Below are 7,001 nucleotides of genomic sequence, written 5' to 3' on the forward strand. Positions count from 1 at the left end.
GTCGGGGCTGCGCCCCTCCCTACGATCAGACCAGACAACCGATCCTACCGGCCATCATAGTCGCCGCTCAACCGGCCATCGTAGTTGTCGCCGCGCAGCAAGCGTTTCCTCCGCAAGGTCGATGGTGCGTTCAAGGCAATCTAAAAACCATTGCAGCCAAGCGGTTACGTCAAGGCTGCCTTTCTGGGTGGCTTCCAACATATCGTAGTAGCGATTGCGCTCGCTTCTGATCTGCGATGACATGCTGTAAAATCGCTGTTGGCTCTGTTCGGAACGCGCGAGCGCAAGATCGGCGATAGCGTGCTTGTTGAGCATTTGCTCGCAAGCGTGGCGGAACAAGCTCGCCGCAAGAATGGGGAACAAGCAAAAAACCGGATGAGGGCGCGTATGCAGGGCGCATAGTGCTTAAGCTCGTCCTAGACTCTCATCTGGAATACGACTGGAATGAGGGTGTTCGAACTCCTGAATTATCCTTTCCGTTCAAGGTTTTGGGAAACGTTTGTGATCGGGAAAAGGTAATGGCGGAGCGGGTGGGATTCGAACCCACGATGAGCTTTTGACCCATACACACTTTCCAGGCGTGCGCCTTCGACCACTCGGCCACCGCTCCGCATGAGCATCAACCAAACGCTCTGGAAGTGGCCCCCTAGCCGCACAAGATTGCTTTCGCAAGGCGTCGGTTCCTGCAATGATGAAGATATGTCGCTGCTCGCCTTGCTCGCCGCTCTTGCGGCCTCGCCCGAACCTGCCACGCCGCCTGCCAAGGCGCTTGCTCCTGCCCAGATCGTGGAGGCTGCACCCATTGCGGATTGGGTGGCGATTGCCCCTGCCGATCTGCTTGTGATGGACCTTGCGCCCGATGCCGCACAGCGTCCGCGCCGCGTGGTGATCCAGTTGCTGCCGGCGCCGTTTTCCCAAGGGTGGGTCGGCAATATCCGCAAGCTCGCCGCCGCGCACTGGTGGGATGGCACCTCGATCAACCGCGCGCAGGACAATTATGTCGTGCAGTGGGGCGACCCCGATGGCGAGGACAAAACGAAGGCCAAGCGGCTACCTCGAAGTCTGTCGGTCATTGCACAGTCCGAATATGTAGTCCCATATTCCGTTGGATTGTTTGCCAAGCGGTGGGATCAAGAAATTAGAGACGCAAAATATCAATTTGTACCAGTGCCTCCTCCACCCGCAAATTGGAATGGTTTCAGTGATCCATATTCCAAGGCATTCAGTTTTGTTGGCGGCTTTCCTGTCGGCATGACGTTGGCGAACGTTAACGAGATGACTACCGACAGCCGGACTGGTCGAAGCTTTCCTGCGATGTTCAGCGTTCCCACATCGGTTTGGCCCGTCCACTGCTACGGCACCGTCGGCGTGGGCCGCAACGAACCGCCGGACACCGGCACCGGCGCGGAACTCTATGCCGTTATCGGCCATGCCCCGCGCCAGCTTGATCGCAACATTGCGGTCGTCGGACGGGTAATCGAGGGGATGGAGCACCTCTCCACCCTGCCGCGCGGCACCGGCGATCTGGGCTTTTACAAGACCGCACCCGAACGCACGCCGATCCGCTCCATCCGCAACGGCACCGATGTGCCCGATCTGCCAGCGTTCGAATATCTCGGCACCGAAAGCACCAGCTTCGCCCGCTATGCCGATGCCCGCGCCAATCGCCGCGATGCGTTCTACATCCAGCCCGCAGGCGGCGTGGACATCTGCAACGTGCCCGTACCCATCCGCCGCCGCAAATGAGCGACACTGCCTATGATCTGAAGGCCACGCTCTGGCGCTGGTCCGGCGGCCCAAATGCTACCGACTGGTTCTTCGTCACCATCGATGGCGATGCAGGCGAGGCGCTCTCTGCCACCGCGCTGATGCACCGTCTGGAAACCGGTCGCCGCTCGGGCTGGGGGTCGGTGAAGCTGGGCGTACAAGTTGGCGAAACCGCATGGCGCACTTCGGCGTTTCCCAGCAAGGAACAGGGTTGGATCGTCCCCATCAAGGCCGCTGTGCGCAAGGCCGAAGGGGTGATCGAGGGTGAAGCGTTTGCGCTGACGCTGACCTTCTAAGCGGACCACGCGGATCGCAAATACGACAGCGTTGGAAACCCTCCCCGCTGCGACTAACGCTTGGCAAGCCAAGCGCAAGTCTCGCTCCCCTCCCTTGAGGGAGGGGTTGGGGGCGGGTGTACGGCGCTTGCATTTCTGCACTACGATTTAGCAAGATCGAAGGACCATAGCTTGCCCCACAACGTCGCTCTCATCGGCTACGGCTACGCCGGAAAAACCTTCCACGCCCCACTGATTCAGGCCGAACCCGGCCTTAACCTCGCCGCCGTCGTCTCCCGCGATCCGTCAAAGGTCCACGCAGACCTGCCCGACATGCGCGTTGAGGCAGACATCGCCGCCGTCCTCGCCGACCCGGCAATAGACCTCGTCGTCATCGCCACGCCTAACGATAGCCACGCCCCCCTCGCCCACGCCGCAATTGACGCAGGCAAGGCGCTGTTGGTGGACAAGCCCCTCGCCCTCACGCTTGCCGAAGCCCGCCAGATCGCCACCCACGCAGGTGAGCGCGGCACGCTGCTCAGCGTGTTCCACAACCGCCGCTGGGATGGCGATTTCCTCACCATCGCCAATGCCATCAAAGAAGGCCTGATCGGCAAAGTCGCCCACTTCGAAAGCCACTTCGACCGCTTCCGCCCCACGGTGCGCGATCGCTGGCGCGAGAACCCCGGCCCCGGCAGCGGCGTCTGGGCCGATCTCGGGCCGCATCTTGTCGATCAGGCGCTATGCCTGTTCGGCCTGCCAGAGCGCGTGATGGCGAGCCTCGGCGCGCTGCGCGACGGCGCGCAGACCGATGACTGGGCGCATGTCGTGCTGGAATACCCTGACAAGCGCTGCGTGCTCCACGCCGGAATGCTGGTGGCGGGCGGCTCCCCTCGCTTCGTCATCCACGGCACCGAAGGCAGCCTGATCAAGCACGGCCTCGATCCGCAGGAAGGCCAGTTGCTGAGCGGCCTGCGCCCCGGCGCGCCCGATTGGGGGCGCGAGGCCAATCCCGTCACCCGCCACGATGCGGAAGGTACCGCCCATCCGCTAGAACTGATGCCCGGCGATTACCCCCGCTACTACGCCGGGATCGCCGCCGCACTCGATGGCGCGCCATTGCACATAACCCCGGAACAATCGCTCGCCGTGATGGCTGTGGTGGAAGCAGCGGCAGAGGCGGCGCGCACTGGCATGGCCCAGCCGGTCCCGCCATTTCGGTTGTAAATCGACTGTCCTACAAGCCGCGTTCAAAGGCAGGCTCCGCGCCGCTCCTTGAACCGTCAATCGCCTGCGCAAACCCTCGCAATCCCGGTGCTTTCCGCCGGGTCGAGGCGCGTCAAACCACGCCCTCAAAGCCCCCTGAATTACTTTCTCAGGACTGTGTAAACTGTGTAAACCCCCTTCAGGAAACCGTCCCGTTTCCTGAACAAAATCACCGCCCGCGCAGCACCATTTCCACCGCCTCGCAGATCTGCTGGACAGAAAACGGCTTGGCCAGAAAGTGCATGTTCGGAATGTCGATCTCGCGCCGAAGCTGCTCCTCGGCATAGCCTGACATGAACAGGAACGGCAGGTCAGGCTTCAGTGCACGGATTTCGCGGGCCATCGCCGGGCCGTCCATCGTTGGCATGACCACGTCAGAGACGACCACGTCGAATTCACCGCGCCCGATGGCTTCAAGACCTTCCTCGCCATCAGACGCCGTGGTCACTTCAAAACCCTGCCGCACCAGCGCGCGTTCGGCCACGGCACGCACGGTGTCCTCGTCTTCCACCAGCAGCACTTTGCCCCCGCCCGACCATTGCCGCTTAGGTTCCGCCGCAACTGGCTTGGCCGCCTGCGCGATTTCGGCAGCGTCGGGATGGTGGACCGGAAGGTATATGCTGAAGCGCGTGAACTTGCTCACTTCGCTTTCGGCAAAGATGAACCCGCCCGATTGCTTGACGATGCCATAGACGGTGGAAAGTCCAAGCCCCGTGCCCTTACCCTTCTCCTTTGTGGTGAAGAACGGCTCGAAGATTTTGCCGATCTGGTTCGGCTTGATCCCGTGGCCGTTGTCCTCCACCATCAGCGCGGTGTAATCGCCGATGGGCAGGATCTCGCTCTTCATCGCGCGCACATCAGCCGCCGTCACGCGGCGGGTCATCAGTTTGACGACGCCCGCTGCACCCTTCCCGCTGCTGGCGGCCAGCTTGTCGTTGATGGCATCACGCGCGTTGACGGCAAGGTTCAGCAGCACCTGCTCCAGTTGCGTCGGGTCGGCGCGGATAAAGCCCAGATCGCGGTCGTGCGTCACCTCCAGCGTGATCCGTTCGCCGATCAACCGCTTGAGCAGCGCGGAAACCTCAGCCACTACATCGGGCAGTTGCAGCACTTGCGGGCGCAGCGTCTGCTGGCGCGAGAAGGCGAGCAACTGCCGCGTCAGCGATGCCGCGCGGTTCGAGTTGGCCTTGATCTGCTGGATGTCGTCATAATCGCTGTCGCCCGGCGTGTGGCGCATCAGCATGAGGTCGCAATAGCCGATGATCGCGGTCAGCACGTTGTTGAAATCGTGCGCCACGCCGCCCGCCAACTGGCCCACCGCCTGCATCTTGGTCGCCTGCGCGATCTCGCGCTTGAGGCGGGTCTCTTCCGACGAATCTTTCAGACTCAGCAGTACCGCGCCATCGCCCAGCCCGCGCACCCCGGCAAGGCTGAGCGATACCGGCTCTTCCGGCGAAGCGCGCAGCCGCACCGCCACGTCTCCCGCCGTCGCCTGCCCCTGCGCGTAACGGCGCACCGCATCGACCAGCGCGCCCTTGTCTTCCTTGATCACGAGGTCCGCAGGGTACGGCGGCGGGATCGTGTCCTCATGCCCCGCAGCGCGCAGGAACGCCGCGTTGGCAAAGAGGAAGCGCCCGTCGCGGTCGGCCATGGCAAGACCCAGCGGCAGGCGCGAGAGCAGCGCCTCGATCTGCGGCAGGCCAGCGCGGATGTCGCCCACGCTGTGCTGGTTGTCGATCAACAGGAACAGCGATGCAGTGCGCGCCGGGTCTGTATTGGCGATACCGTCCGGGTCGGCCACCGGCAAATGGACCAGCCGCACCGGCGTGCCCTTGCCACCTTCACGGGCATAGAACACGCGCTCTGAATCGTCGCTGGCAAGATAGGAGACGAAGTCGGTGCCCGCCATCTCGCTGGCAGCATTGCCCGTCGCGCGCTGAGCAAAGGCAGAGTTGGCGGCGAGTACGGTACCTTCGGGGTTCACCACCGCCGCCTGCAAGCTTTCACGTGCCAGCGCACGGCCCAGCTTTCCACCCACATGCGCGGCCATGTCCGCCACCAGATTCTGCGTGACCACTGGCATGAAGCGCCAGATCAGAAAGTCCTCACCCCGCCCGGCCCGGCTGAGTTCAACGCGCCACGTGCCCTTTGCCGACGTCAGCGCATCGGCTCTGGAACTGCCATCGCGCCACGCGGCACGCAGGGCATCGTCCAGAGCCTCGACTGACGCCTTGTCGAGCGACAAGCGCGGAGGCGCGGCTCCGGTACCGAACCATTCGCCCATCAAGGCATTGGCGCAAGCCAGCCTTCCGGCGCGATCGGTGATAGCTATGGCGGTGTCGGTGCTTTCGATGGCCGCGTTGGTGACGGACCAGTCGGGCGCGGCAAAATCTGGGGTCACAGCAGCGCGCGCCGGGCGATAGGCCAGCCGCAGCGCCGCACCGATCACGCCCACGCCGCCAAGGAATCCGCCAACAACCAGCGGCTCCCCCGAAACCGCCCAGAGCGCGCCAGCGCTGGCAATCACCGCGCCGCCAAGCAGGAGCCAGTCGCGCAAGGGTGCCGCCTGCACCCCGGTCGTGTCAGCCTCGCCCCCCAGTGCCGCCATCAGTCGGGGAAGTCCCGCGCCTGAAAGCGCAGATGGCGCGACTTGCGCTTGTGCGCGGTCCACCAGCGCCACGCGAACGCAGAGATCATGTAACCCAGCGCAGCCGCTACCACCGAGATCAGGAACAGGCCGATCACCAGCGAGGGTGCGGCGTCTGATCCCAGCCAGACGAGCCAATCATTCACACTGGCCCCGTCCGTCACCATCTTGCTGACCGTGGCAAAATCGGCGTGGAAGCCGAAGCTGTTGCCCACGGCGATGGCACCGGGAAGGAACACGAAGAGCGTGGTCGGCGGGATCGAGATGAAGGTCATCAGCACGGCGAGCGGGATGTTGCCTCGGCATGGCACGCACATCAAGGCCGCGCCGACGATCTGCACACCGGGGATCAGTGCGAAGATGCCGATGAACAGCCCGGCAGCCACACCGCGCGGCACCGAACGCCTTGTAAACCGCCACAATTCATGGCGCGCGGCCAGCGGGCGAGCGAAGCGGTTGTGCTCCATCTGCTCGCGCGTTGGCATGTTGGCCCGCGCCCATTTGACGATCCGTTTGAACATGGTGCGCTTGCTTCTACCCGTTTACCGCCTGCCCCGCCACGGGCCTTGGGATCGCATCTAGACTATTAGCGCTTTCCGAGAGGTGAAGCGCCGCACTTTTGAATGCCTTATCCGTGATCCTTCATGATCCGGGCCTTGTCGCGCTTCCAATCGCGGTCCTTCATCGTGGCGCGTTTGTCGGCGTTGTTCTTGCCCTTGGCCAGCGCGAGTTCGACTTTGGCGCGGCCGCGGCTGTTGAAATAGATCGAGAGCGGGACCAGCGTCATGCCCTTGCGCTCTACCGCGCCGTGGAACTTGGCGATCTGGCGTTCCTTCAGCAGCAGCTTGCGCGGGCGCTTGGGCACGTGGTTGTTGCGGTTGCCATGGCTGAATTCGGGCACGTTGGAATTGACCAGCCAGACCTCGCCGTTCTTCACTTCGGCATAGGCCTCGGCGATGGAGCCTTCGCCAAAGCGCAGGGACTTCACCTCGGTGCCGGTCAGGCAGATGCCCGCCTCGTACTTCTCTTCAATGAAGTATTCGAAG

The 7,001-nt window shown here is 63.3% G+C and carries 7 protein-coding genes and 1 tRNA gene; 3 read left to right on the forward strand and 5 right to left on the reverse strand.

All coding sequences use genetic code 11. The annotated features are described in order from the left end of the window. Positions 1-54: 54 nt before the first annotated feature. On the reverse strand, positions 55-315 hold the full coding sequence (locus B7X90_RS17405) for a hypothetical protein (RefSeq protein ID WP_292626650.1): 261 nt from the start codon (positions 313-315) through the stop codon (positions 55-57). 204 nt (positions 316-519) lie between these two features. After that, positions 520-610: transfer RNA gene (locus B7X90_RS17410), tRNA-Ser, on the reverse strand. A gap of 89 nt (positions 611-699) precedes the next feature. On the opposite strand from B7X90_RS17410, the gene B7X90_RS17415 reads away from it, so the two are divergent. From B7X90_RS17415 to B7X90_RS17425, 3 genes are all read left to right on the forward strand, one after another. Further along, positions 700-1,746, forward strand: a complete 1,047-nt coding sequence (locus tag B7X90_RS17415) for a peptidylprolyl isomerase (RefSeq protein ID WP_292626651.1) — start codon at positions 700-702, stop codon at positions 1,744-1,746. Continuing rightward, complete coding sequence (locus B7X90_RS17420) at positions 1,743-2,063, forward strand: DUF1905 domain-containing protein (RefSeq protein WP_292626652.1); 321 nt, start codon at positions 1,743-1,745, stop codon at positions 2,061-2,063. Before B7X90_RS17415 ends, B7X90_RS17420 begins: the two co-directional genes overlap by 4 nt. A gap of 171 nt (positions 2,064-2,234) precedes the next feature. Beyond that, positions 2,235-3,269, forward strand: a complete 1,035-nt coding sequence (locus B7X90_RS17425) for an oxidoreductase (protein WP_292626653.1) — start codon at positions 2,235-2,237, stop codon at positions 3,267-3,269. A 208-nt stretch (positions 3,270-3,477) separates the two neighbouring features. Here the strand turns inward: B7X90_RS17425 and B7X90_RS17430 are convergent, their stop codons facing one another. The 3 genes from B7X90_RS17430 to smpB form a co-directional block, all read right to left on the reverse strand. Beyond that, positions 3,478-5,916, reverse strand: coding sequence for a response regulator (locus tag B7X90_RS17430; protein WP_292626657.1), 2,439 nt, complete (start codon positions 5,914-5,916; stop codon positions 3,478-3,480). Further along, complete coding sequence (locus B7X90_RS17435) at positions 5,916-6,476, reverse strand: DUF2062 domain-containing protein (protein WP_292626654.1); 561 nt, start codon at positions 6,474-6,476, stop codon at positions 5,916-5,918. The genes B7X90_RS17430 and B7X90_RS17435 overlap by 1 nt, the downstream gene beginning before the upstream one ends. Positions 6,477-6,583: 107 nt before the next feature. Beyond that, positions 6,584-7,001: SsrA-binding protein SmpB (smpB, locus tag B7X90_RS17440; RefSeq protein WP_292626655.1), on the reverse strand; the 418-nt coding region annotated here is incomplete at its 5' end.

Origin of the sequence: Novosphingobium sp. 17-62-19 (assembly GCF_002256775.1) — a bacterium.
GTDB lineage: Bacteria > Pseudomonadota > Alphaproteobacteria > Sphingomonadales > Sphingomonadaceae > Novosphingobium.